At 57.3% G+C, this 24,421-nt stretch carries 23 protein-coding genes and 1 riboswitch; of the genes, 7 read left to right on the top strand and 16 right to left on the bottom strand.

What is annotated here, in order from left to right; all coding sequences use genetic code 11:
- Nucleotides 1-101: 101 nt before the first annotated feature.
- The 3 genes from EPE01S_RS01870 to EPE01S_RS01860 all read right to left on the bottom strand — a co-directional run bounded on the left by EPE01S_RS01870 (nucleotide 102) and on the right by EPE01S_RS01860 (nucleotide 2,225).
- Nucleotides 102-524 (bottom strand): GNAT family N-acetyltransferase, encoded by a 423-nt coding sequence (locus EPE01S_RS01870; protein ID WP_062742864.1) that lies wholly within the window; start codon nucleotides 522-524, stop codon nucleotides 102-104.
- Nucleotides 525-629: 105 nt separating this feature from the next.
- Nucleotides 630-1,226: an NAD(P)H:quinone oxidoreductase gene (gene wrbA / locus EPE01S_RS01865; protein WP_062742863.1), complete on the bottom strand. Its 597-nt coding sequence runs from the start codon at nucleotides 1,224-1,226 to the stop codon at nucleotides 630-632.
- Between the two features lie 114 nt (nucleotides 1,227-1,340).
- A complete protein-coding gene (locus EPE01S_RS01860) occupies nucleotides 1,341-2,225 on the bottom strand; it encodes a pirin family protein (RefSeq protein ID WP_062742862.1) in 885 nt (294 codons plus the stop codon).
- A gap of 144 nt (nucleotides 2,226-2,369) precedes the next feature.
- Here EPE01S_RS01860 and EPE01S_RS01855 point away from each other — a divergent pair, with 144 nt between their 5' ends.
- Nucleotides 2,370-3,296: a LysR family transcriptional regulator gene (locus tag EPE01S_RS01855; protein WP_062742861.1), complete on the top strand. Its 927-nt coding sequence runs from the start codon at nucleotides 2,370-2,372 to the stop codon at nucleotides 3,294-3,296.
- Here the strand turns inward: EPE01S_RS01855 and EPE01S_RS01850 are convergent.
- Nucleotides 3,293-3,616, bottom strand: a complete 324-nt coding sequence (locus tag EPE01S_RS01850; protein ID WP_062742860.1) for an AzlD domain-containing protein — start codon at nucleotides 3,614-3,616, stop codon at nucleotides 3,293-3,295. The two genes, EPE01S_RS01855 and EPE01S_RS01850, sit on opposite strands and share 4 nt — an antisense overlap.
- Nucleotides 3,616-4,275, bottom strand: a complete 660-nt coding sequence (locus tag EPE01S_RS01845; RefSeq protein WP_062743098.1) for an AzlC family ABC transporter permease — start codon at nucleotides 4,273-4,275, stop codon at nucleotides 3,616-3,618. Before EPE01S_RS01845 ends, EPE01S_RS01850 begins: the two co-directional genes overlap by 1 nt.
- 105 nt (nucleotides 4,276-4,380) lie before the next feature.
- Between EPE01S_RS01845 and EPE01S_RS01840 the strand changes: the two genes are divergently transcribed.
- Nucleotides 4,381-4,929 carry a helix-turn-helix domain-containing protein gene (locus EPE01S_RS01840; RefSeq protein ID WP_062742859.1) on the top strand — a complete coding sequence of 183 codons (549 nt, stop codon included), beginning with the start codon at nucleotides 4,381-4,383 and terminating at the stop codon, nucleotides 4,927-4,929.
- Nucleotides 4,930-5,134: 205 nt separating this feature from the next.
- Here EPE01S_RS01840 and EPE01S_RS01835 read toward each other — a convergent pair whose 3' ends face one another.
- Entirely contained in the window at nucleotides 5,135-6,013 is an 879-nt protein-coding gene (locus tag EPE01S_RS01835) for an aldo/keto reductase family oxidoreductase (protein WP_062742858.1), read from the bottom strand.
- Nucleotides 6,014-6,135: 122 nt separating this feature from the next.
- On the opposite strand from EPE01S_RS01835, the gene EPE01S_RS01830 reads away from it, so the two are divergent.
- The 5 genes from EPE01S_RS01830 (at nucleotide 6,136) to fbaB (ending at nucleotide 11,881) form a co-directional block, all read left to right on the top strand.
- The gene (locus EPE01S_RS01830; protein WP_062742857.1) at nucleotides 6,136-7,068 is read left to right on the top strand and encodes an AraC family transcriptional regulator; all 933 of its coding nucleotides are present in this window, start codon (nucleotides 6,136-6,138) and stop codon (nucleotides 7,066-7,068) included.
- 92 nt (nucleotides 7,069-7,160) lie between these two features.
- A riboswitch (TPP riboswitch) is annotated at nucleotides 7,161-7,257 on the top strand.
- A 35-nt stretch (nucleotides 7,258-7,292) separates the two neighbouring features.
- Entirely contained in the window at nucleotides 7,293-8,081 is a 789-nt protein-coding gene (thiM, locus tag EPE01S_RS01825) for a hydroxyethylthiazole kinase (RefSeq protein ID WP_062742856.1), read from the top strand.
- Nucleotides 8,081-8,881 carry a bifunctional hydroxymethylpyrimidine kinase/phosphomethylpyrimidine kinase gene (thiD, locus tag EPE01S_RS01820; protein WP_062742855.1) on the top strand — a complete coding sequence of 267 codons (801 nt, stop codon included), beginning with the start codon at nucleotides 8,081-8,083 and terminating at the stop codon, nucleotides 8,879-8,881. The genes thiM and thiD overlap by 1 nt, the downstream gene beginning before the upstream one ends.
- A gap of 326 nt (nucleotides 8,882-9,207) precedes the next feature.
- Nucleotides 9,208-10,623: a hypothetical protein gene (locus EPE01S_RS01815; protein WP_062742854.1), complete on the top strand. Its 1,416-nt coding sequence runs from the start codon at nucleotides 9,208-9,210 to the stop codon at nucleotides 10,621-10,623.
- 205 nt (nucleotides 10,624-10,828) lie between these two features.
- The gene (fbaB, locus tag EPE01S_RS01810) at nucleotides 10,829-11,881 is read left to right on the top strand and encodes a class I fructose-bisphosphate aldolase (protein WP_062742853.1); all 1,053 of its coding nucleotides are present in this window, start codon (nucleotides 10,829-10,831) and stop codon (nucleotides 11,879-11,881) included.
- A 132-nt stretch (nucleotides 11,882-12,013) separates the two neighbouring features.
- Here the strand turns inward: fbaB and EPE01S_RS01805 are convergent, their stop codons facing one another.
- The 10 genes from EPE01S_RS01805 to mdtD all read right to left on the bottom strand — a co-directional run bounded on the left by EPE01S_RS01805 (nucleotide 12,014) and on the right by mdtD (nucleotide 24,419).
- A complete protein-coding gene (locus EPE01S_RS01805) occupies nucleotides 12,014-12,700 on the bottom strand; it encodes a GntR family transcriptional regulator (RefSeq protein ID WP_062742852.1) in 687 nt (228 codons plus the stop codon).
- A 92-nt stretch (nucleotides 12,701-12,792) separates the two neighbouring features.
- Nucleotides 12,793-14,256: a mannitol dehydrogenase family protein gene (locus EPE01S_RS01800; protein WP_062742851.1), complete on the bottom strand. Its 1,464-nt coding sequence runs from the start codon at nucleotides 14,254-14,256 to the stop codon at nucleotides 12,793-12,795.
- A gap of 48 nt (nucleotides 14,257-14,304) precedes the next feature.
- Entirely contained in the window at nucleotides 14,305-15,588 is a 1,284-nt protein-coding gene (locus EPE01S_RS01795; protein ID WP_062742850.1) for an MFS transporter, read from the bottom strand.
- 92 nt (nucleotides 15,589-15,680) lie between these two features.
- Nucleotides 15,681-16,691 carry a Zn-dependent oxidoreductase gene (locus EPE01S_RS01790; RefSeq protein WP_062742849.1) on the bottom strand — a complete coding sequence of 337 codons (1,011 nt, stop codon included), beginning with the start codon at nucleotides 16,689-16,691 and terminating at the stop codon, nucleotides 15,681-15,683.
- Between the two features lie 10 nt (nucleotides 16,692-16,701).
- Nucleotides 16,702-17,916, bottom strand: coding sequence for a D-mannonate dehydratase ManD (gene manD, locus EPE01S_RS01785; RefSeq protein ID WP_062742848.1), 1,215 nt, complete (start codon nucleotides 17,914-17,916; stop codon nucleotides 16,702-16,704).
- Between the two features lie 176 nt (nucleotides 17,917-18,092).
- Entirely contained in the window at nucleotides 18,093-18,992 is a 900-nt protein-coding gene (gene yegS, locus EPE01S_RS01780; protein WP_062742847.1) for a lipid kinase YegS, read from the bottom strand.
- A 299-nt stretch (nucleotides 18,993-19,291) separates the two neighbouring features.
- Nucleotides 19,292-20,674, bottom strand: coding sequence for a prephenate-dependent tRNA uridine(34) hydroxylase TrhP (gene trhP, locus EPE01S_RS01775; protein WP_062742846.1), 1,383 nt, complete (start codon nucleotides 20,672-20,674; stop codon nucleotides 19,292-19,294).
- Nucleotides 20,675-20,898: 224 nt separating this feature from the next.
- Nucleotides 20,899-21,612 (bottom strand): envelope stress response regulator BaeR, encoded by a 714-nt coding sequence (baeR, locus tag EPE01S_RS01770; RefSeq protein ID WP_373279657.1) that lies wholly within the window; start codon nucleotides 21,610-21,612, stop codon nucleotides 20,899-20,901.
- Between the two features lie 15 nt (nucleotides 21,613-21,627).
- Complete coding sequence (gene baeS, locus EPE01S_RS01765; RefSeq protein ID WP_062742845.1) at nucleotides 21,628-23,013, bottom strand: envelope stress sensor histidine kinase BaeS; 1,386 nt, start codon at nucleotides 23,011-23,013, stop codon at nucleotides 21,628-21,630.
- On the bottom strand, nucleotides 23,013-24,419 hold the full coding sequence (mdtD, locus tag EPE01S_RS01760; protein WP_062742844.1) for a multidrug transporter subunit MdtD: 1,407 nt from the start codon (nucleotides 24,417-24,419) through the stop codon (nucleotides 23,013-23,015). The genes baeS and mdtD overlap by 1 nt, the downstream gene beginning before the upstream one ends.
- Between the last annotated feature and the right edge of the window lie 2 nt (nucleotides 24,420-24,421).

Genomic DNA, 24,421 nt, shown 5'->3' with positions numbered 1-24,421 from the left:
AGTCCCTGGTGAGCGTGAAAAGGATTTTTCAGCGCACGTCAACGGCTACAGATAGCCCGTCCCGGGCACACGCGTCGTGAGCAGATAATGCGCGGAAAGCGTTACAGCACGTAGTGCATCAGCAGGTATTCCCCCTGATCGCTGTCACCTTCAGCCACTACGCGCCAGCCGTGCTTTTTGTAAAAACGCTGCGCCTGCACATTTTCCGCCAGGCACTTCAGCGCCCCGGTTGAGGTGAAGCTTTTCTGCACCGCCTGTAGTAAGGCACTGCCGGCACCGCTGCCCTGGCAGGCCGGGTCGATAAACAGACTGTGCAGGAAGTTATCGTTATCCAGTACGGCGGCAAAACCGACACGATGACCGTCTTCCTCGGCAACAAGTACCCGCTCGCCCAGCGTGATCCTGTCGAAATCTTCCAGCTGCCACTGGCTGTCATCCAGCCAGGTCCAGTTTGCCTTACGGGAGGCAAGAAACAGCGTGCGTAAAAACGGCCGGTCGGCTTCGGTAAAGGGACGGATTGTCATCGTTAAACTCCTGCTACAGATACGCCGGGTGGCTATGGCGCAGAGTGTAGCGCAAAAAAAAAGAGATGAAGGCATCATCTCTTTTTTCTCATAGCGTCAGGCCTGTTACTGCATTTTGCGAGCGATCTCCGCTACGTATTTACCCTGATGTCTGGCAATAGCCCGCTCACGTTCGTCCGGCTGACGTGAGCCGTCGCCGCCTGCCAGCGTTGACGCACCGTAGGGTGTTCCCCCACTGACCTGAGAGATATCGAACAGCTCGGGGGTGCTGTAGCCGATAGGGACAATGATCATCCCGTGGTGAGCCAGCGTGGTCCAGGTAGAGGTAATGGTCATCTCCTGACCGCCGCCGGTCCCGGTAGAGGTAAAGACGCTGGCAATTTTGCCGACGAGTGCGCCTTTCGCCCACAGGCCGCCGGTTTGATCAAGGAAGTTACGCATCTGGCCCGACATATTACCAAAGCGGGTCGGTGTGCCAATAATAATGGCATCATAGTCCGCCAGCTCGGCCGGGCTGGCAATGGCGGCTTTCTGATCGGTTTTACCGCCATAGGTTTTGAACGCTTCGCTATCCATCGTTTCAGGCACGCGTTTGACCGTCACTTCTGCACCCTCAACGCTGGCGGCGCCTTCAGCAACGTTTTGGGCCAGCGTTTCAATATGACCGTACATTGAATGATAAAGCACTAAAATCTTTGGCATTTTATTTTCCTTTTCGGGATGAATGGCATTCTCTTTTGGTGTAAAAAAGCGTGTAAAAAGACGACGTAACACAGTCACAGAACAGAACTCCGCTGAGGGCCAGAATAAGCCACGTTATTGATAAACCGGCAGGGAGCCGGACTGAGGCTTGCCCCGCATTTCTTCGCGCAGCCGGTGACCGATCTCTTTAATTTTAGCTTCGCCTGCGCGTAATGCTGCTTCACTGGTGTGAACGGAGTAGTTACCCAGCGAAAGCGGCCAGGGATGATCAACGGCCGAGCCGATGACAAACCGTGTTTCTTCCTCTCCGGCCTGCAGTGTCACGGGCTCTGTGCCGGCGCTGAAAATAACCATCTCACCTTTGGCTACCGCATCAGGCGTATGCAGCGTTCCCTGACTGAGACTCAGCCACAGGCAGGTATGATTTTCAGGAGGGATATAGTGCCAGACGGTGCGGGCGGGAAGCGTCACCAGCAGATAGTTGATCCCCTCGGGGGAACGAACCGGACTTTTGACGCCGTTATATTCGCCAAGGATGACCCGGGCCGGGCCGGTTTGCGGCACCGACGGCGCCTCAAGATACTGGCTGTCGACAGGGCCATTTTCCAGCGCCGGGGGCAGGGCCAGCCAGAGCTGAAACCCTTCCACGCGGGCAGAGTCCCCTGCCGACATCTCTTTACCGTGCCAGACGCCGCCGCCGGCACGCATCCATTCGACGCCGCCGTAGCCAATGGTGCCCTGTCCCGCGTCCGGGTCGTCAAAGCGCAGATCGCCGGCGGTGAGCACGGTGACCGTGGCGATACCGGAGTGAGGGTGCAGGGGCATATGTTCGATCATCGTGCTGTCGCCGCTGAAACGATCGAGAAAAACGAACGGTTTGACGAGAGCGCCATAGTCAGAGGGACTCATCAGGCGAATGATTGGCCCTGTTCCCCGGCCGCTTGTCCGGTAGGCAATCTGGCGTGCAGCTGCATGTTCATCGGCAGATAACGAAGACATCTCACTTCCTCATAATGTGGGGAACACAGGCAACGACGGATCATTCCCGGGCTGCCTGTCACAGTGGAATATCTTAATCCTCCGGACACGGCATGATTAGGGGGTGTAATATCATTGCACTCATCCATTTTTGGACGTAATAACATGCTCGATCTCAATGACGTTGCGATCTTTGTCCATATCGTTGAAACGGGGAGTTTTGCCGGGGCCGCGCGGCGGCTGGGGATGCCAGCGAATACCCTGAGCCGGCGAATCAAACTGCTGGAGGCAAGCCTCTCCGTGCGGTTATTCCATCGCTCAACCCGCAAGCTGACGCTGACCGGAGCCGGGGAGCAGCTGTATGCGCACAGCGCGCAAAAAATCAGTGAACTGAACGCCATCAGCACGCAGCTGGCCGGCGAAAATCAGGCCCCGGCAGGGCGTATAAAAGTGGCGGCACCGGCTGACTTTTTTGATCTGTTTTTAATGGAGTGGGTGGCAGAATTTCTCGCGTTATATCCCGGTGTGCATCTGGATTTTGTCCTCAGCGACACGCATGCGGATATGATTGGCGAGGGGATTGATGTGGCCTTTCGTGGCGGGGAGCTGAAGGATTCCAGCCTGGTGGCGCGCAAAATCAGCACCGGCCGCCGCCTGCTGGCAGCCAGTCAGGCTTACCTCGATGCCGCTGGCATGCCTGACGATATCCTCGCGCTGCAGCATCACACCTGTATTACTCACTGTCATGCTGCCGCGCGCACGGTCTGGCATCTGAGGGGGCCAGAGGGCGAGGTTCAGGTTGACGTTAGCGGACGTTTTTCAGCCAATACCGCACAGGCGCAGCTGAAAGCGGCGCAAAACGGGCTGGGGATCTGTTTTTTACCGGAGTCGCTGTTATATGACAGCATAACGCGTCAGCAGTTGATTGCGGTCCTGCCGGATTACGGGCAGATGAATAACGATCTGTCGATTGTCTACCCCAGCCGTCACCATATCCCGCTGGCCGTGGCGACCTTTGTGGAGCATACCGCTGCACTGTTGAAAAAAACGATCCTGCAAAAACACGGCCAGCCCGCCGCCGGCAAAGACTAGGGGATACCGATAAAACGCAGCAGGGCCGTCACCGCTGCCGCCGCAAGGATCACCACAATCAGCGGCATTTTACGCCAGGCCAGTATGACGGCCACCGCGACGCCGGTGACGCGGGCGATCCCGGAAAAATGGGTGCCTTCGTAGAAGGTACTGGCCAGCGCAACCGCAAACAGCAGGGTTGTGGCCGCGTCAGACAGCAGCCTGCGGGCATCCTCCGACAGCGCCATCCTGTTGCCCAGTTGAGCGCCCGCAAAGCGCATCAGCCATGTGCCCAGCGCCAGAACGGCGATACCGCCAATTAACAGAGTGTTATCTGCCATTATTTTTTCCTCGCCAGCAGGCCGATCATAGAGAGCAGTACAGGCAGCCCGGTCGGGGTAAAGGGTACTGCCAGCAGAGAGATTGCCGCCCCGCTGGAGGCGCGCAGCAGCGTCGTGCGTGATTTCAGCGCAGGAATGACCAGCGCCAGTAAGATCGCCGGAAAGACGGCATCCAGACCAATCATCTGCGTATCAGGCAGCAGCCTGCCAACCACGCTGCCCAGCACTGTCCCCAGCGGCCAGACCAGTGCCACGCCCAGGCCACATAGCCAGAAGGCGGCTTTACGCTGCGCGTGTGTGGTCTGCGACAACCCAAACACCACGCTTTCATCGTTCATGATATGGCAACCCAGAACGGCAGAGAGGCGCGAACCCACGAGGTCGCGCACGGCAATGCCAAAGGGAAAGTGGCGCGCATTGACCAGCAGGCCGGCGACGGCTGCCGCCAGGGGATTACCGCCTCCCGCGACAATAGCAATAAACATAAACTCCGAGGCGCCGGCCAGCACAAACAGGCTGGAGAACAGTGGAACCCAGAGCGGGAAACCATAGGCGGTGGCCAGCGAGCCATACGAAATACCCACCACCCCGACCGCCAGGCAGATCAGATAGATGCCTTTACGTGTGTCCGGGCTGAGTGAAGAAAAATGACGGGTCATCATAAAATTTTACCATAACGAACGAAGTATCCATTATAATGAACGCAGTGCAGAAAGAGATCAACCCGAACGTAACGTTCGATTTAGCGAACGATAAGGCAAAAAATGACCCAGCCCATTGCAGTAATTGCAGAAAGTTTGATCCGGGAGCGTACGCTGACCGGGCTGTCCCTGGCGGAAGTCGCCAGACGGGCAGGGATTGCAAAATCAACGCTGTCCCAGTTAGAGGCGGGGAACGGTAATCCCAGCATTGAAACGCTCTGGGCGCTGTGCGTGGCGCTGAATATCCCTTTTGCCAGACTGCTGGAGCCTGAGCTGCCTAAAACCCAGGTGATCCGGCGCGGTGAAGGACCGAAAGTCGTCGCCGGGGAAGCGAACTATCAGGCGATCCTGCTGGCCAGCTGCCCGCCGGGTGCGCGGCGTGATATCTACCTGCTGATGGCCCAGCCCGGCGCTGACCGCCTTTCACAGCCGCATCCGCCAGGTTCGGTGGAGCATATTATTGTCACGCAGGGACGGGCGCTGGTGGGGCTGAAGGAGGAAGCTGAAGAACTGGCTCCAGGAGATTACATCTGCTATCCGGCCGATCGCGAGCATATCTTCAGGGCGCTGGAGCCCGACACGCTGGCGCTGCTGGTGGCCGAGCAGGGATAGTGGCCTTTTTATGCAGCGGTAATACTTATTATTTCCATGTCCCGAGACAGCGCGTCCCTCCCGCCTTCTGCGTGTTGAGGGGAAATAACGAATGACAGCGCTACGTCCGCTGTTCACTCGCTACTGAGCGTGAGTCCTGCCTCCTTTGCCTGCCCTCACTGTCTGTCCTGTTCCTGATCAGGCCGCCCCGAAAGAGGGTGAGGCTTTATAATGTATTGCTTCCGGTAATGCCGTTCAGTGCATTCAGGGCGTCATCCGGCAGGTGGAGTGACGCCGCTGCCAGGTTTTCCTGCAGGTGGGCAACGGATGATGTGCCCGGGATCAGCAGGATGTTAGGTGAACGGTGAAGAAGCCAGGCCAGGGCGATCTGCATGGGGGTGGCGTTGAGCTGTTCGGCAACGCGGGTCAGCGTAGCAGACTGAAGCGGATTAAAACCGTTAAGCGGGAAGAACGGCACATAGGCAATCCCTTCCCGGGCCAGCGCATCAATCAGCGCATCATCCGTGCGGTGTGCCAGGTTGTAATGATTCTGAACGCAGACGATTTCGCAGATTGCGCGTGCTTCGGCAATCTGCGCCGGGGTGACGTTGCTCAGACCAATATGCTTAATCAGCCCCTGCTGCTGCAGGGCGGCCAGCGCCGTCAGCGGTGCTTCAATGGAACCTTCCTGTGGCTGGGCGGCATTAAACATGATCCTGAGGTTCACCACATCCAGCTGTGCCAGCCCCAGGTTTCGCAGGTTGTCATGGACGGCATTGACCAGCTCCCCGGGGGACATGGCCGGGATCCAGCCGCCTTTTTTATCTCTCAGCGCCCCAATTTTGGTCACCAGCGTGAGGTCGTCAGGATAGGGCGAGAGTGCCTCGTGGATCAGTTTGTTGGTGATATGCGGGCCGTAGAAATCACTGGTATCAATATGATTGACGCCGGCCGCCACTGCCGCTCTGAGAACCGCCAGGGCGCGGTCAGGATCGTTGGGCGGGCCAAAAACGCCGGGGCCTGCCAGCTGCATGGCACCATAGCCCAGTCGTTTTACCTGACGCGAACCCAGAGAGAAGAGGCTGGATGTACGGATGTTGTGCATAGTCATTTCCTGAAGGAGAGGTGGGATAACACGGAACAGCGAGGTTTTATCTTAAGCCCGCGCATCACGTCCTATCCATGCTATAAAGTCCGTATTATCTTTTTAATCGTCCAAAATTAATCATGGATCCTCTTTCTGATATTCTCGCGTTGCTCAAGCCACAGCAGTATGTTTCCGGCGCCCTCGACGTGGGCGGTGACTGGGCGGTGCGTTTTCCACCTAACGTGGGCATCAAATGTTATTCGATGGTGTCGGGCGGCTGCTGGCTGTCCGTCGAAGGGGAGACTGACCCGGTACGATTGTCGGCGGGGGACTGCTTCCTGCTTCCTACCGGACGACCCTTTGTTATGGCCAGCGACCTGTCACACCCGGCGACAGACTGGGCGGTGGTGTTTGCCGCCCCGCGCGCCGGCGGGGTGATCCGTCACAACGGCGGGGGAGACTGCCTGATGACCGGCAGCCGCTTCTTCCTGGACGACCCCCACGCCACGATTCTGCTGACCATGCTGCCTGCGGTGATCCATCTGCGGGCGGAAAATGACCAGGCGACCCTGCGCTGGCTGGTTGCGCAGATGATGGCCGAGCTGGATGAACAGCGTCCGGGACATGCCCTGATCGCTGAACATCTGGCGCATATGATACTGATTCAGGCGCTGCGGCAGCATATGGAGTCGGGTGGTAAAGGGGACGCCGTGGGCTGGCTGTATGCCCTGGCCGATCACCAGCTGGGTGCGGCGCTGCAGGCCATGCACGCCGATCCGGCTTATCGCTGGACGTTACCATCGCTGGCACAGCGTGCCGGTATGTCCCGCTCGGCCTTTGCGCTGAAGTTTAAAACTAAGGTCGGGTCGTCAACGATGGATTATCTGACCCGCTGGCGCATGCTGCTGGCCGGAGACAAACTGCTGAACACCGACCTGCCCATTTCTGCGCTTGCGCCCTCGCTGGGCTATGAGTCCGAAAGTGCCTTCAGTACCGCCTTTAAACGCACGATGGGCTGTTCGCCGCGTGACTATGTGCGGCGTCATTCCCCGCCGGGGGGCCGATCGCGCTGAAGATACCCTGATGACCGACGGCAGGGCAGCACGGCCCGGGGCTTGCCAATACTCTGCCACTTCCTTATGCTGGCACCGACTGTAAAAAAATCATCACTGACTCGGGGTGCCCTTCTGCGTGAAGGCTGAGAAATACCCGTATAACCTGATCTGGATAATGCCAGCGTAGGGAAGTCAGATGCCCGACCGGCATCGCCTTCTTGATCGCCGGTTGGGAGCGAAGAATGATCCAACCTCAAGACCTCAGCCATGCCGATATGGCGCATTCCCTGCGGCTGTATCGTCAGCATTCCCCTCTGACCCACTGTATGACCAATGATGTGGTACAGGCCTTTACGGCTAACGTGCTGCTGGCGCTGGGGGCTTCCCCGGCAATGGTGATCGATCCGCAGGAGGCGGCACAGTTCAGCCCTGTTGCCGATGCCCTGCTGGTGAATGTCGGTACGCTGACCCGCAGCCGCAGCGAAGCGATGCTGGCGGCCATTAATGCCGCCAGGCAGGCCGGGCGTCCCTGGACGTTAGATCCGGTAGCCGTTGGCGCACTGGACTTCCGCACGGCCTTCTGCCAGCAGACGCTGGGACTGAAACCGGCCGCTGTCCGGGGTAACGCTTCCGAAATCATGGCGCTGGCCAGGCAGAGCGTCAGCGGCCGGGGCGTCGACAGCCGGCACGCCTCCACGGCGGCGCTGCAGGCGGCTGTTTCGCTGGCGCAGGAGACAGGCGCGATTGTGGCCGTCACCGGTGAAACCGATTTTATTACCGACGGCCTCCGTACCCTGAGCGTGGGCGGCGGCGACCCGCTGATGACGCGGGTGGTAGGGACCGGCTGTGCGCTGTCGGCGGTCGTGGCCGGCTTTGCCGCACTGCCGGGCGACCGCCTCACACATGTGGCCAGCGCCTGCCGCGTGGTGTCGCTGGCCGGCGAGCGTGCGGCTACAGCGGTGGACGGGCCAGGCAGTTTCATTCCGGCCTTTCTTGATGCCCTGTACCGGCTGAACCCGGAGGTGCAGTGATGAAAAGGATTAACGCGCTGACAATTGCCGGTACCGACCCCAGCGGTGGGGCAGGGATCCAGGCTGATCTGAAAGCATTCTCCGCGCTGGGTGCGTATGGCACCAGCGTGATCACCGCGCTGGTGGCGCAGAACACCACCGGCGTGCAGTCGATCTGCCGCGTTGAGCCGGCGTTTGTTGCCGCGCAGCTGGATTCCGTTTTGTCCGACGTGCGCATCGACACGATTAAAATTGGCATGCTGTCAGAAAGTGCCATCGTTGAGGTGGTGTCCGGGCGGCTGAAACAGACCCGCGTTCCCTGGGTGGTGCTGGATACGGTGATGCTGGCCAAAAGCGGCGATCCGCTGCTGTCGGCCGAGGCGGTGAGTACGCTACGGGATCGACTGCTGCCGCAGGTTTCACTGATTACACCTAACCTGCCGGAGGCCGCCGCACTGCTGGGATGTGCGCAGGCGCGCAACGAGGAGGAGATGCGCGAGCAGGGACGGGCGCTGCTGGCCCTCGGCTGCCAGGCTGTGCTGATGAAAGGCGGTCATCTCAGCGAGTCGGAAAGCCCGGACTGGCTGTTCACCCGTGAGGGAGAACAGCGCTTTACTGCGCCACGGGTGAACACCCGTAACACGCATGGCACCGGCTGTTCACTCTCGGCGGCGCTGGCCGCGCTGCGCCCGCGCCATGATGACTGGCCCACGACCGTTCAGGCGGCCCGGCACTGGCTGCAGGGCGCACTGGAGCAGGCAGACTCGCTGGAAGTGGGACACGGACAGGGGCCGGTACATCATTTTCATCAGTGGTGGTAAGCGGTAAAACCCGGGTTCCAGGGGAAGATTTGTTGAAAACAGATCTTTCCCCTTCATCGGTTGGCGAAGGCAGGGCAGTTTTCAGTCCACTGCGGGTATGAGGACCGTGATGACGAGGCCTGCGCGAGGCCTCTTTGGCCGGTCTGGTTTGCTCAGACGTGACCGATGAAAAAACTGATAATTCATCCGAGGGCTTGCTTCCTCTTCGGCTACTAATACCATCGCCAGAGGAAGGGGGAGAAAAGCCCTTTACATTCGCCATTCAGCCGCGAGCATTGTGATAGATTTGGCAAACGCATAATCAGTTCTTACCGCAGAGGTGTGCTTTGCATCCTGAATCCGTGTTCCTTAGCCAGTTTAAAGCGATCTCACAGCAACTGATGATCGATCCTCGTGAGAAAATTAATCAACTGGCTCTTCTTTTATCAGAGAATAGTATATTTCTGGATGAAAGTAGCGAAACGATTGATATGATTAACGCCATTTCTCATTCGATTGAGAGTGACTTCACAATAGCTTCTTTACAGGCGATTGAAAAAAGTAACTTCTGTTTCTGGCAAAAGCTATTACTCAATAAGAAGATGGATATTTTCTTTTTCGGTGATGAACGTCATGCTGCTTTCTTTTTTGACATTCTTGATAAAGAAAAGGTCGGCAACCTTTTTTATATCAACGTGACTGCCGGAGGGGAGATGGATACCGAAGCCTTCCTGTCCCCGTTACAAGAAAGCTGTCATCCGGTAATCATTTATGACCATGGGGCTGATGCGGTAAAGAGTCTCCCTGAAACCCAGGGGGTAATGTTGATGGCTGATTTTCAGCAGGTGATGGTATTAAAGGCACTGCCTTTCTCTGTTGAGCATGATCCCTTCATCGCTTTTCTGCAGCATAAACATAATATGATGCTGGCAAAGAAGCCGCCTACGCTCGTGTTGGGGAACTCTTATGGCTATTATGCTTTACCAGCAAACTGTCTGAACAAGGCGGTTAACCTGTCAATGCATAGTCTGGATCTTCGACAAGCACACACCATGATTCAACATTATTCTGAAAGTAAAAAAATCAAATCAATCGTGCTGGTCTGTGGTTATTTCGATCTTTTTTACGAGTTATATAAAACGCGTGAGAAAGAAAACGTGCGCGTGGTACATATCATGAGTCATTATAATCATAAAAATAATATTATCCCTGATAATGATATTTCAACCAAATACCTGCATCATTCTGATGAAAGTCTGCTGGCTCATTTTTTACCCGTGCTGAAGTCCAGCGATCGCCTGACGGAATTTAATTACGCACTGGATGATGCAGTCAGTCTCGCCAGCACCAGTGAGAACCTCGAAAAGCAGATTAATCAGGCATCTTCTATTGCCTGTGAATTGTATGAAACCACGTCTGAAACTCGTGCGGCCTTGCACAGTAAGCTTTATAAATACAAGGAAAGTAAAAATATTAATTCAAGATTGATCGCAGAGATGCGTGATCTGGCGAAAGATAAAGGTATTCGCATTCACTATGTTATTCCTCCTTTTCCAGAAAAGTACGTTGAATCTGTTCAACCCGCGATGATCGCTGAAACCCGGGCTTTCCTGAAAAGTATGGAAACTTATCATTTCAGCTATCATGATTTTAATGAGGATAAAAGCTTTATCCGCACGGATTTTCGTGATGGCGATCACCTTAATTATCATGGGGCGGTTAAATTTGTAAAAGCGCTGAAGAAGAAAGGGCTGGTGTTGTAAACCTCACGACGTTAGCTCAACGATGTCCCGGACAGCTTACCCCGATGCACGCTCATGACACCCGCGCTTTTTTGTGCGGATCGTTCTGAAAAATGGAGTCAGCAATTTGCCTTAGTGCCGGTTTTGGGTTCACCCTGTTGAGGTCAGAAAAACTGACCCGCGGGCCGTGGCAGCATGGCCCCGACACCACTTAACAGGAGTTATCATGACGGACATCGTTCAGTTATTGGGCAAAGAAGCGGATTCTCTTTTGCAACATCGCTGCATGACTATTCCAGCGGACAACCTCTACCTGCCGGGAGCGGATTATGTCGATCGGGTGATGGTCGATAACAATCGTCCCCCGGCCGTACTGCGCAATATGCAAACCCTGTACAACACCGGACGTTTAGCCGGGACAGGTTACCTCTCTATCCTTCCGGTCGATCAGGGTGTTGAGCATTCCGCCGGCGCCTCCTTTGCGGCGAATCCGCTCTACTTTGATCCGAAAAACATCGTCGAACTGGCCATTGAGGCAGGCTGTAACTGTGTTGCGTCGACTTATGGCGTGCTGGCCTCAGTGTCGCGGCGCTACGCACATCGCATTCCTTTTATGGTCAAACTCAACCATAACGAAACCCTCAGCTATCCGACCCAGTATGACCAGACACTGTATACCAGCGTGGAGCAGGCCTTTAATCTGGGAGCGGTCGCCGTCGGGGCCACCATCTATTTTGGCTCTGAGCAGTCGCGCCGGCAGATCGAAGAGATCTCGGCAGCGTTTGAACGGGCGCATGAACTGGGGATGGTCACGGTGCTGTGGGCCTATCTGCGTAACGATGCCTTTAAAAAAGAGGGCGTGGACTATCATGCCAGTGCGGATCTCACCGGGCAGGCCAACCACCTCGCTGCGACCATTGGTGCGGATATCGTTAAACAGAAGATGGCTGAAAATAATGGCGGCTATCAGGCGCTGAAATTTGGCCATACCGATGCGCGGGTGTACAGCACGCTGACCAGTGAAAATCCGATCGATCTGGTGCGTTACCAGCTGGCGAACTGTTATATGGGCCGTGCGGGGCTAATTAACTCCGGCGGAGCAGCAGCGGGCGAGACCGATACGGCAGAATCAGTGCGGACGGCGGTGATCAATAAACGGGCCGGCGGCATGGGGTTGATCCTCGGGCGCAAGGCGTTTAAAAAATCGATGAAGGACGGGGTGGCGCTGATCAATTCAGTGCAGGATGTCTATCTGGCGAAAAACGTCACCATCGCCTGACGGTAAAAAGGGCTGACCCAAAAAAGAAGGTCAGCCCGTGCATGATACGGTTAAGCATGCATTGTCGCGGTGAAACGGGAATCCATGTTCTGTTCTCTCGGGGCGGCCTTTTTCCGGTCGCCCCGCTATCGTTTAAAGCGTTTCAAACCATTCGCTGTTCTGCTCGGCAATCGGGGTAATGGAAAAAATCATCTCCTGCAGATGACGTTGCAGCGCCAGCCCGGCGGCATCGGCATCTTTTGCGCACAGCGCCTGATAAATCTGCTGGTGCTGCTCAATCAGGCTCTCCGGGGGAGAAACCTTACTCAGCGTCAGAAAGCGCACGCGGTCCATCGTCGCCTTGATATTCTCCACGGTCTGCCACGCCAGCTCGCAGTCAATACTCTGCGCAATCAGCCGGTGAAATTCATCGTCCAGCAGCAGGAACGCCTGGCTGTCGTGGCGGTCGGCAGCCAGCCTCTGTAACTGCAGATTATGTTCCAGAGCCGCCAGCCCTTCAGGCGTGGCCTCTGTCGCCGCCCGACGCACCACGGCAGCCTCCACGGCTTCCCGAATAAACCGACCGTCAGCCACCCGCCGGGCAGAAATTTTACGCACAAAGGTGCCACGCTGAGGCAGGATCTGCACCAGGCCCGCCTCTGCCAGCTTGATAAAGGCTTCACGTACCGGCTGGCGGGAAACATCAAAGCGCGTGGAAACCTCTTTCTCGGAAAGAAACGCGCCAGGGGGGATGACACAGGTGACGATATCCTGGCGCAGAAAACGGTAAATCTGCTGGTTGACCGGCTCACTGGCGGTAATGGTATAGACAGTCGACATTCGGCAACTTCCCTTTAGCGGCGGGGTGACAGCCCGCCCGCACGTGGCGTGAAAGCCTTCAGTCTAATCAGGCTGGCGCATCAGCGCCAGAGTTAAACGCGGGCAACCAGTTGATGCACGGTTTGTTTTGCGCCCCGGGTTAACAGCAGCTGGTAATAATGGTTCACCTGGCGCACAAAGGTGTCGTTGCCGGGCAGGTCGTCGCCGAAGATATTCTTTAACCCAAGCAGCGCCGCCACGCGCGGTTCTCCCTCTTCTGTCTCCGCTACGCGCTTCGCCAGCTCGTCACGGAGGGGATCGTTGATGGTAACCGGCTGCCCCTGCTCGTCGCAGCCGCTGACGTAGCGGATCCAGCCTGCCACTCCCAGCGCCAGCAGATCGAAGCGGCTGCCGTGGGCCAGATGCCAGCGAATACTGTCCAGCCAGCGCTGCGGCAACTTCTGGCTGCCGTCATTGGCGATCTGCGCGGTGCGGTGCTTAATGGCGCGGTTGTCGTAGCGGGCAATCAGTGAATCCGCATAGGCCGTCAGATCAACGCCGGTGGCACGCAGAGTGGGGGCCTGCTGATCGAGCATCAGCTGACGCGCTGCGTTTTTAAAGTGCGCATCGGCCATACAGTCGCTGATGTGCTCATAGCCAGCCAGGCTACCCAGATAGGCGAGGAACGAGTGGCTGCCGTTCAGCATGCGCAGCTTCATCTCTTCAAATGGCAGCACGTCGTCCACCAGCTCCGCCCCGGCTTTTTCCCAGGCCGGGCGACCGCTGACAAAGTTATCCTCGATCACCCACTGGAAGAAGGGTTCGCAGGCGACAGCAACCGGATCGTCACAGCCCAGCTTTTCAGTCAGTGCCCGATGAGTCTCACTGGTCATCGCCGGAACAATGCGGTCAACCATGGTCGACGGGAAGGTCACGTGCTGACCGATCCATTCCGCCAGCTCAGGGGCCTGCTGGCGAGCCAGCCCGGTGACCACGTTGCGGGTGACATGGCCGTTTTCCGGCATATTATCGCAGGACATCACGCTGAACGGTGGCAGTCCCCGTTCTCTGCGGCGAAGAATGGCGGCCAGAATAATGCCCGGCAGGGACTGCGGCGCCGCCGGATGGGCCAGATCGTGGCGGATAGCAGGGTGCTGGAGATTTAATTCACCGCTGGCCGGATGGTGGCAGTAGCCTTTCTCCGTCACCGTCATGGAAACAATCGCCACGTCCGGCTGACACAGCGCCTCCAGCACCGCTTCAATACCGTCGCTCTGGCCGTGCAGCGCGTCGGTGACAACCCCGATAACGCGCAGATTGAGCTGGTCATCGGCCATTTCGGCCACGGTGTAGCACAGCTGCTGCTGACGCAGGGCGGTAATAAGCTCCCCGCTGTTCAGGTTGATTTCGCAGTAGCCCCAGTCACTGCCCTGTTCTGCGGCGAGTCGATCGCTGCAGACGGCCTGATGGGCGCGGTGGAAGGCGCCAAAACCAATATGAACCATGCGGGTGCGCAGTGCCTGGCGGTTGTACAGCGGGCGCTGCACGTCGGGGGGGAGTGAATTGGTAGATAACATAACCCATCCTCGGGAAAAAGCGGGCAGGGCGGACCCCACCCGCAATGATCAGACGGACACCGGAGTATCCAGTTTTTTCGGCGGCTTGATCACGAACAGCACCAGGAAGGCCCCCAGCGCGGCGACGACGCCGGCCAGGATAAAGGCACTGTCGAACTTGCCGGTATGCTGAACGATATAGCCGGTCACAATCGGGCCGATAATCCCCGAAAGGCTGCCGACCAGATGGATAAATCCGCTGATGCTGCCGACCCGACTCTTGTGAACCACATCCTGAATAATCGCCCAGTAAATCGCCCCGGTGATATACAGGAAGAAGATAGAGATCGACATCAGACCCACGGCCGAAGTGACTTCTTTTACCGTACCGGCAAAGGCGACACAAACCGCCGCCGCCATTAACGAGACCACCAGCACAATTTTGCGCGACAGCAGCAGCTTACCGGTTATTTTAAAGATTTTATCTGAGATGAATCCACCCAGTGCCAGGCCCACGAAGCCGACAATCCACGGGATCATGGTGGTGATACTCATCGCCTTAATATCCAGCCCGTGCGCCTGTACCAGGTAGGCCGGGAACCAGCTCAGGAAGAAGAACAGAATGTAGTTGTAGCAGAAGAAGGCGAAGGCGGTGACCAGAATAATCGGCTGGCGCAGGTAGTAGCCCAGGCCATGCTGCGACTGTGACAGCTCCTCTTCCGGGCTGAGCTGCTCGTCTTTCAACTGGGCAATCAGGGCGCGTTCACGTTCACTAATTAACTTACTTTTCAGCGGGTTGTCGGCGGCAATAAAGAACCAGATCACCATCCAGACAATACCAATCGAACAGATAATGGCGAACGCCGGACGCCAGCCGAAGGCGAGGGCCAGATAACCAATAATCGGACCGGCTACCGCGCCGCCGAGCGGTGACCCGGCGCTCAACAGCCCCATTGCCGTGGCCGCCTGCTTTTTAGGGAACCAGCCGTTAATGGCTTTGTTCGCCGAGGCGCAGATTGGCCCCTCTGCCATCCCGAACAGCACGCGCAGGATGAGCATCGACCAGAAGCCGGTGGCCAGCGCGGTAAAGCCGCAGAAAATCGACCACATGCCGACGGCAACGCCCAGGGTGATCGTCGGGCCGAATCTGTCGGTGGCGAGTCCGCCGACAAAGTTGAAGATCGCATAGCCAAAGAAGAAGCTGCCGAAGATCAGGCCAAACTCTTCTGCGTTCAGCATCAGGTCTTTTTCGATCATCGGCACGGTCAGGGACAGCGCTACCCGGTCAAGGTAGTTAATCATGTAAACAAGGAACAGAAGCAGGACGATCGTCCAGCGCAGGTTTTTAAACATGGGAGTGACTCCTTCCCCTTATAGCGGGGATTATAGGTAGAGGTATTAGGGTTGACCGCAGGGCAGGGTCATTCCCCTGCGGCGTTCTGGTGTCAGTTAACCTGTAAAATCACTTTGCAGCAGCTGCGCGGATCCTTCTCAAACAGCGTCATTGCCTGTTCAATCTGCGCCAGCGGCAGCGTATGGGTCACCAGCTTTTCTGGCTGAATCAGGCCCTGTTCCATCCAGTCGATCACCTGCGGGAAGCGGTGGCTGTTCAGGCGCGAGGTAAACAGCGACAGCTCTTTACTGGTCAGGCTCTGCTGCGTCACGGTGCAGGGCTCGCTGGAGAAGCCCAGCAGACCGATACGTCCGGCCGGGGAGGCCAGCGCCGCGGCTTCTGACAGAATCGCCGGGTGGCAGGCTGCATCAATAATCAGTGTCGGCTGTACGCCATTAAGCTGTTCAGCCAGCGGCGTGGTGCTGTTGTTCAGCGCCTGGTCCGCTCCGTTGGCCAGCGCCATGGTCAGGCGCTCTTCCAGGCGGTCAGCCACGATCACCGTTTTCACCTTATAGACCCCTTTCAGCACCTGAATGGCCGTCAGACCCATCGGCCCGGCACCATAAATCAGGGCGATATCCTCAGGCTGTGGCCTGAGAAATGCGCTGATATTGGCCGCGATGGTAAATGGCTCCACCAGGCTGGCCAGGCTGTCCGGGATCGCCTCCGGCAGGAGATAGGCATTGGCAGCAGGGGCCAGCGTGTATTCACTGAAACCGCCATCAAGATGAACGCCTATCACCTGCAGGGTGCTACAGACGTTGGGGCGACCCACAGAGCAGGGGTAACAGTGGCCGCAGCTGACGACCGGGTCTACGGCAACGCGCTCACCAACCCGCCGGCTGTCCACGCCGCTGCCCACCGCATCGATCAGGCCAAAAAACTCATGGCCGATCACGCGTGGATAGCGCGCAAAGGGGTTGTGCCCATGCCAGATATGCACGTCAGATCCGCAGATACTGGCGTATTTCACTTTGATCCTGACTTCGCCGGCCGCCGGCTCAGGCAAAGGACGCTGCTGTAAAAACAGCTCACCCGGACGTTCAATCACCACGCTTTTCATGTTGTGCTCCTCACCAGTTCCACAGGGTGCCGTCTTCCAGACGGGCGACCGGAAGATAAGCCGGTTCATAGGGGTATTTCGCCGCCAGCTTTTCATCGAACTCAATGCCCAGACCGGGTTTATCGCCCGGGTGCATATAGCCATTATCGAAGCGCCAGCTGTTCGGGAACACTTCCAGCATCTGCTCGGAATAGCCCATATATTCCTGCACACCGAAGTTCGGTACCCACAGGTCAAAGTGCAGCGCGGCCGCCATACAGATCGGTGACAGGTCTGACGGACCGTGGGATCCGGTACGTACCTGGTACAGCGAGGCGAAGTCCGCGATGCGGCGCATGCCGGTGATGCCGCCGGCGTGGGTGATGGTGGTGCGGATATAGTCGATGAGCTGTTCTTCGATCAGCTGCTTACAGTCCCAGATGCTGTTAAACACTTCTCCTACCGCAATCGGTGTCACGGTGTGCTGGCGGATCAGGCGGAAACTCTCCTGGTTTTCTGCTGGTGTCGGATCTTCCATCCAGAACAGGCGGTAATCTTCCACGCTTTTCCCGAAGCGGGCGGCTTCAATCGGCGTCAGGCGATGATGCATATCGTGCAGCAGATGCTCGTTAAAGCCGAACTTATCGCGAATGGCGGCAAACAGCGTCGGGGTGAAATCGAGGTATTTTTCGGTTGACCACAGCTGCTCTTCCGGACGGGCACCTTTGGTCGCCGGCTCGTAGGCTTCGCCTTTGCCTTTGGCCATCCCGTAGGTGGTTTTCATGCCCGGCACGCCGCACTGCGCGCGGATAGCTTTGAAGCCCAGCTCTTTGTGCTTTGCGTAGTCGTCCATCACTTCGTCAATACTGTGGCCGGTGGTGTGGCAGTAGACCATCACGCCCGTGCGTGAAGCGCCGCCCAGCAGCTGGTAGACCGGCATATTCGCCGCTTTGCCCTTAATGTCCCACAGCGCCTGATCCACGGCGGAAATGGCTGACATGGTGACCGGGCCGCGACGCCAGTAGGCACCTTTGTAGAAGAACTGCCAGATATCTTCAATCTGATGGGCATCGCGCCCGATAAGCTGCGGACAGACATGATCTTTCAGATAAGACGCCACTGGCAGTTCGCGCCCGTTGAGCGTGGCGTCGCCCACGCCGGTCAGGCCCTGATCGGTGGTGATTTTTACCGTGACAAAGTTTCTTCCGGGGCAGGTCACGAATACTTCTGCTTTTACAATTTTCATTCTGAATCGCCTTGTGCGCCAACAATGATGAAAAAATACGCTGATAACGTACTACCATACAAGTTGCATGTGCAGGATTCGCGAGAGGGATCACATTAGTATGGGCAGAGGCGGGACGGGATGAAGACGAATCCTGACGTTCGATGGCCAGGATTCATGGGGCTGTGATCGACGGATTACGCCAGCAGTTCACAGGAGGGCGGCAGACGGCACTCCAGTGCAGAGGGCATCACTTCAATACGAAATTCGGTGCCCGTTAACGGTTCGCCGTCAAGGTTGAACGTCATTTCATTGGGTGCCCGGATTGTCAGCCACGGCAGGGAGGCGGTGATCAGATTCGGGTTCTCTTCGTCACTGGTGAGTTTATGCACCAGCGTCTGGAGCAGCTCCTGTGAGGTGGCGATACTGAGTTCCAGCTTGCCGTCATTAATCAGCGCGGTCGGGCAGAGGCGTTGTCCGCCGCCCGCCTGGCGGCCATTGCCGATGCCGATCACCAGCGCATCACCCTGCCAGTGAAAATCCGGGCCTTCCAGCGTGCAGCTGTCGGCCTTCAGCGTATCCATCCTCATCAGGCCGTGGATAAAGTAGGAGACGCCACCCAGTGCTGACTTCAGTTTTTCCGGCGTTTCGGTGGTAATTCGCGTGCCAAAGCCGCCGGTAGCCATATTGATAAAGTAACGGTCGTTATTCACCCGCGCGAGGTCAATGGCGCTGGCTTTGCCCTGAATAGCCAGACGCAATGCGTTGTCCATCTCCAGCGGGATGCCCGCGCTGGTGGCAAAATCATTGGCGGTACCGAGTGGCACAATGCCCAGTACCGGCCGACGTTCGGGAGATAACCGCGCCAGAGCAGTCGCCACTTCGTTGATGGTACCGTCACCGCCGGCGGCAATCACCGTTTGCGCCTGCAGTTCAACCGCCTCCCGCACATAGCGCTCGCCGTCACCGTATTCCCAGGTAACGCGGATTTCCAGCGGGAAACCTTCCTCGCGTAGCGCCGCAACAGCTTCACGCAGCGCCTCATTGCCGGCGCTTTTACCATTCAAAATGGCCAGCGTAAGTGAATGTTTTTCCATTTTTAATCCCTGAAAGCCTGTGTGATTTGCATCAAGATATAGCATACCCTGGGTAAGAAGGTGAGCCACGGGTGAAAAAGCGGAAAGTTTTCTGAAAAGCGCCCGGAAGGGAACCGATAAAAAAAGAAATGGCCCGCACGGGGGAGCCGTGAGAGCCAAATGAGGTGATACAGATCATTCATCATTCAGGCAGAAAGTTGAATGGATCATAACGCTATTTGGATTTATTCGTTAGGAGCGCGGGCATCATAGCGAGGAATCCCACACGGTAATGTGATCGCATTCTAAAATCAGTTACATCAAGTAACTTCTTTTGCCCGGACCGCTGCATGAGGATCCCGCGTGGTGGTACCCGGCAGGTTGCGCATCAACAGGGCATACTGCACATCCATTTCTTCCGGCAGGGGGAGCCAGACCAGATGGCCGTTGCCGGGCGCAACGTCAACCGGTTGCGCTTTGCCATTTTCCATCTGCGTCAGGGTAAAGTTGATATTGCCGGAAGGGGACATCAGTTCCAGGCTGTCCCCGACGCTGAATTTGTTCTTCACATCCACCTGCGCCAGCGATCCCCGCCGTTTACCGGTAAACTCGCCCACAAACTGCTGGCGGTCGGAGACCGAGTAGCCGGCATCATAGCTCTGATAACTGTCGTGCGTATGGCGGCGCAGAAAACCTTCGGTATAGCCCCGATGCGCCAGCCCTTCCAGCGTTTCCAGCAGCGCGGGATCGAAAGGCTTGCCGGCGGCGGCATCGTCAATCGCCCGGCGATAGACCTGGGCGGTACGGGCGCAATAGTAAAATGACTTCGTACGCCCTTCGATTTTCAGGGAGTGGATACCCATCTGCGTCAGGCGTTCAACGTGGGCCACGGCCCGCAGATCCTTCGAGTTCATAATGTAGGTGCCGTGCTCATCCTCAAAGGCGGTCATATACTCGCCGGGGCGCATCGCTTCCTCAATCATAAACACTTTGTCCGTCGGCTGTCCTTCACCCAGCGTGGGTTCCACATTCTGCACGGCAATCGGGGCCTGGCGGTGCACAATATTGCCGACCGCGTCCTCTTTGCCTTCCTGCACGTTATATTCCCAGCGGCAGGCGTTGGTACAGGTTCCCTGATTGGGGTCACGCTTATTGATGTAACCGGACAGGAGACAGCGCCCGGAATAGGCCATGCACAGCGCACCGTGAACAAAAATCTCCAGCTCCATCTCCGGCACCTGCTGGCGTATTTCACCGATCTCTTCCAGCGACAGCTCGCGTGACAGGATCACCCGCGTCAGGCCCATCTGCTGCCAGAATTTCACCGTCGCCCAGTTCACGGCATTGGCCTGCACCGACAGGTGAATATCCATCTGTGGGAAGGCCTCACGCACCAGCATAATCAGCCCGGGGTCGGACATGATCAGCGCATCCGGCTGCATATCCACCACGGGTTTCAGGTCGCGAATAAAGGTTTTCAGTTTGGCGTTATGCGGGGCGATATTGACCACAACATAGAATTTTTTACCGAGCGCATGGGCTTCATTGATGCCCGTCGCCAGATTATCATGGTTAAATTCATTATTGCGAACGCGCAGGCTGTAACGAGGCTGACCGGCATACACAGCGTCTGCGCCATACGCAAAAGCGTAACGCATATTTTTCAGTGTCCCGGCCGGAGAAAGCAGTTCCGGTTTGTTCATGGTGTCTCAGTCTGATGTCAGGTCAGACCCGTCTTATTTCACGCGGCAACTGCATGGGCGGCACTTGTTCACCCTGGTCACAGCGCTCTCTCTGCTTCCAGGGCGATGAGCCTCATCCGGGAGGCTCATCCTGCGGGCCTGCCGCTCGCCTGCAACGTGAATTAATCAGGGTTAATTCGGTTTTGCGGGGGATTGTAAGGCGGCGGCAGGTTGGGGAAATTGATCTAAATCAAACGACAGATATCTGCTTCCCAGCGATAACCCATGCCGTACACGGCGCGGATAAACGGCTGGTCGGCATCCAGTGATTCCAGTTTGCGGCGCAGGTTTTTTATATGGCTGTCGATGGTTCTGTCGGTGACGACCCGGTAGTCGTCATAGAGATGATTCAGCAACTGCTCGCGAGAGAACACCTTGCCCGGTTCCTGCGCCAGGGTTTTCAGCAGGCGAAACTCTGCCGGAGTCAGGTCAAGGGGCTTCTCATCCCAGCTGGCGTGGAAGCGCTTTTCATCCACTTTAAGCAGGGAGATCTGCCGGGCTTCCTCGGGGGTGCGCTGGCAGCGCTTGAGAATAGTTTTTACCCGGGCAACCACTTCGCGCGGACTGAACGGTTTGCAGATGTAATCGTCCGCGCCGATCTCCAGCCCCAGCAGGCGATCAATCTCTTCAATTTTTGCCGTGACCATCACTACCGGCAGATCGGAAAAGCTGCGCAGCTCACGGCAGACGGAGAGTCCGTCCAGCCCGGGCAGCATCAGATCCAGCAGCACCAGGTCCGGGGAGTGCTGTTTCACCCACGGCAGCACTTCATTACCGCGCAGCAGATGATGCGTGCGGAAGTTCGCCGCCTGCAGATAATCGATCATCAGCTGACCCAGCTTGGGTTCATCTTCAACGATTAAAATCAGTGGAGCGGGCGTATCCATATCCAGAGTCATTGTATACAACCATTGTCAGTGAGTCTTATAGGGTAAGTGTACCGTAATTCTCACGCCTCCTGCATCGGAGTGCTCCGCAACGATAGTACCATCGTGGGCTTCAACGATGTTCTGACAGATAGCCAGACCCAGCCCGGATCCCCCACTGGCGCGATTGCGCGAACCCTCCGCCCGATAAAAGCGCTCAAAAATTTGCTGCCGCTGCTCGTTGCTGACGCCAGGTGCACTGTCATCAAAGTGCAGTATGTTCCCGCTGGCAGTGGGGCGCAGGATAATATGCAGGGTGCCGCCAGGGTCGGTATAACGCAGGCTGTTTTCTAACAGATTAGTAAACAGCTGCATCAGGCGGTCAGGGTCGCCAAACTGCGGGGCCTGATCCGGCAAGGTCAGCGTCAGGGATAAGGGATGCTGTTCGAAACGGTGGCGGAAGTTACCGGAAACCAGCTCCAGCAGCGGGACGAGGTCAGTCTGGCTTTTGCGATAGGCCAGCGCGCCCTCGTCGGACAGGGACAGCTGGTGGACGTCATCAACCAGTTTCGTCAGTGTGGTCACTTCCCCCTGCAGGGAGAGGATCGACTCCGGGGTCAGCTTGCGTACGCCGTCCTGTATCGCTTCCAGCTCACCGCGCAGTATCGCCAGCGGCGTGCGCAGCTCATGAGAAATATCGGCCATAAAGGCGCGGCGCATTTTCTCATTTTTTTCCAGCGTGCTGGCCAGGCGGTTAAAATCCTGTGCAAGCCGGCCAAGTTCGTCACGGCTTGAGGCCTGTACCCGACTGGTAAAGTGCCCGGCCGCCAGGTGATGCGTGCCTTCGACCAGTCGCTTAACCGGAGCCAGCAGCCCGCGGGACAGCAGCCAGGTGACCGCAGCGGCCAGCAGCATGGTCAGGCCAACAATCATCCAGCTGGTACGCTTCTGCTGCTGATCAAAATTAATATCGGCGCTGCGCGTGAGCCGCTCAGACGGTGAGCCAATCACCCAACCGACGACTTTGCCGTTACTGGTGGTGATACTGCGTCGGGATCCCTCCTGCGGGACGGGGGCTCGCGGGCCGATCATCACGCGATACTGTTGATCAATAATCCAGAACTGGGTGCGCCAGCCGTGCGGTGGCAGCTGGTTACTGGCATCCGGATTCTGCTCCAGCGAACGCAGGATATTGAACACCAGCTTGTTATTGTTACGCAGGAAATCCCAGTTGCCGTGCTGTTCGTACTGGTCAGCCAGCGCATCCCCCAGCATCATCAGCCGCTGCTCGTTGCCGCGTTTGATGTAGTCAATAAAACCGTGCTCAAAGCTGAGCCGCACCCCCCAGTGCATGGTAATCAGCACCAGCATGCAGGTGGAAAAAATCGCCGCGAACAGCTTGGCGGTGATGCCAATACGTAATTTTGCCAACATTAAGGCTTTCTCCTGCGCGCGGAAAGCGCATTGGGTTGAGTCTCATCGGGGACGCGCCAGAATACGAAGACGGGCAGGGCAATCACCAGCGCCATACACAGCCAGGTATAGATAAAGGCCTCGCTCATTTGCGGGCTGCCGGTCAGCGCCGGGTGGGCGAAGGTACCCAGCAGCAGCCCGGCTACGGTAACGCCGATGCTCATCGACAGCTGCATAACCATCGACAGCAGGCTGTTGCCGCTGCTGGCCAGCTCGTCCGACAGGGTTTTCAGTGTCAGGGTATTCATGGCGGAGAAACGGATAGCATTGACCATTCCCTGCAGGAACAGCACCACTGGCAGCAGAGCAAACCAGCCCATCATCGCCACGGCGGGGAACAGCAGCACCACCAGCGCCAGCGCCAGGGTCGAACCCACCAGCACCTTGCGGTAGCCGAAACGGTTAACGATCTGCACCACAACGCGCTTCATGCCCATATTGCCCAGCACCATCGGGATCATCATCAGTCCGGCATGGAACGGGCTGTAACCCATGCCGATTTGCAGAAAAATAGGAGTCATAAACGGCAGCATCCCGCTGCCGATGCGTCCGGTCAGGCTGCCCACCAGGCCAATGGCGTAAATACGGTTATCGAAAAGCTTCAGGCTGAACAGGGCGCGCTCATTATGCCGGGCGTGCAGCAGATAGAATAACAGGCTGAAGACGCCACAGAGGATCAGCAGACACAGCAGCAGGGGAGACATACCGCTTCCGCGCTGCCCGTCCAGTGCCAGAGTCAGGGTGGCCATGCCGGCGGCCAGCAACAGATAGCCGGTAAAGTCAAAGCGACGGGTTTGCAGGGTAAAATTCGACATCAGGGTCAGGGTGGCGATGGCCCCGACGATCCCGACCGGGATGTTGATCAGGAAAATCCAGTGCCAGCTGGCGTACTCCACCAGCACGCCGCCCAGCGCCGGGCCGAGCAGCGGGCCAATCTGGCCCGGCAGGGTCACAAAGGTCATTGCCGCCATGTATTCTGCCCGCGGCACCAGCTTCATCACCGTTAAGCGGCCCACCGGCACCATCATCGCCCCGCCAATTCCCTGCAATACGCGTGAGAGGATCAACTGGTCCAGCGTGGAGGAGAGTGCACAACAGAGTGATCCGGCGCTGAACAGCACAATGGCGCTGAAAAACACGTTGCGCACCCCGAAGCGGTCTGCCAGCCAGCCGCTGATCGGCAGCATAATGGCGACAGTCAGCACGTAGGAGACGATCACCGAATGCATATTCAGCGGGCTTTGCCCCAGGCTGGCCGCCATTGAGGGCAGGGCCGTATTGACGATGGTGGTGTCCAGCGTCTGCATAAAAAAGCCGAAGGCAACGATCCACAGTTGCCAGCGTACCGAGGCAGGGGAGGCGGTCATGG

Source organism: Erwinia persicina NBRC 102418 (assembly GCF_001571305.1).
GTDB lineage: Bacteria > Pseudomonadota > Gammaproteobacteria > Enterobacterales > Enterobacteriaceae > Erwinia > Erwinia persicina.
The sequence above is the reverse complement of the archived record's forward strand: the minus strand, read 5'-3'. Positions and strand labels throughout refer to the sequence as shown.